The 1097-nt window shown below is 42.4% G+C and carries 2 protein-coding genes; one reads left to right on the top strand and one right to left on the bottom strand.

Going from position 1 to position 1097, the window contains the following annotated elements; translation table 11 throughout:
- A partial coding sequence (locus FS875_RS09990; RefSeq protein ID WP_144756291.1) for a lysozyme occupies positions 1–494 on the bottom strand: 494 nt, incomplete at its 3' end.
- Positions 495–600: 106 nt separating this feature from the next.
- On the opposite strand from FS875_RS09990, the gene FS875_RS09985 reads away from it, so the two are divergent.
- Positions 601–924: a type II toxin-antitoxin system RelE/ParE family toxin gene (locus FS875_RS09985; protein WP_139413580.1), complete on the top strand. Its 324-nt coding sequence runs from the start codon at positions 601–603 to the stop codon at positions 922–924.
- Positions 925–1097 lie beyond the last annotated feature (173 nt).

The following is a 1097-nucleotide window of genomic DNA, read 5'->3' as shown; positions in this document are numbered from 1 at the left end:
GCTGTTGAATCCTTTGTTTCTACGGTTTGATAGTTGGAGGAAACATAAGCGCCTTTCGCCCATAATCCGGCTTCTGCGACACGCCGGTGGACAAGACCTTGCAAGCGTTTACCACCCGCTTTGGTCCATTTTTGTAATTCGGCCGGTACTGCTTCATATTCACCTTGATTGAGCTTTTTTAGCAGTGTAGAATTGCAAAAAGCTATTGTTCCTACATTATAGCAAAAGGAAACCAATGCCGCGAATTGCCAAGAATTTAAAGAGACTGTAACGGCTTTTGCAACAGTGTTTTCAAATTGTCTTAAGTCTTTACAAAGAAGTTCTTCGGCTTGTTTTTCAGTAATTGTCATACCCTTGTGAACAAAAGGTTTTCCTGCGGCGCTGGTATGTCCATAACCAATAGTCCACACACCGATGGTGTCTTTATAAGCGTTTAAGCGCAAGCCTTCCCATTGTTTGATAAGCTCTAAGCCTTCTTTCGATATTTTTCTCATCTGGTTCTCCATAAAAAAAGCCCCACACAAGGTGAGGCTGAGTGAAAATCTAAAAATAAAATTCTTTCTATCTTGACAAATGTTCGTTTATAAACGAATATGGATTATGTTTGAAATACGTCACTACCTTACCTCTGATGGCAAAGACTTGATAAATGATTGGCTGCGAAAGCTGCGTGATGTGCAGGCTAAAGCTGCAATTATTCGCCGTCTTAATCGTTTAGAGCAAGGAAACTTTGGCGATTTCAAACCGCTTCGTGATGGTGTCTATGAATTGCGTATGAATATTGGTCCTGGTTACCGCGTTTATTATGCCCAGTCTGGCAAGACCGTATTATTGCTCTTATGCGGTGGTAGCAAAAAAACACAAGACACTGATATCACTCGCGCATGTGCCTGCTGGCGTGATTGGCAAAACCGTGAAGATTAAAGGAGTGCAAGAATGAAAGACCGTAACCATGATGATGCGATGGCAGAAATATTTCATGATGACCCTGAGTTGGCAGCAGCTACCCTTGATGCCATTTTAGCAGATGGTGACCAGGGGGAATTGCTTGTAACACTGCGTCAAATGGCAAAAGCTTATGGTGGTGTTCAAGCTGT

The organism is Bartonella saheliensis, from assembly GCF_902162175.1.
Note: the sequence above shows the minus strand (reverse complement) of the source record. Positions and strands in the feature narration are given on the sequence as shown.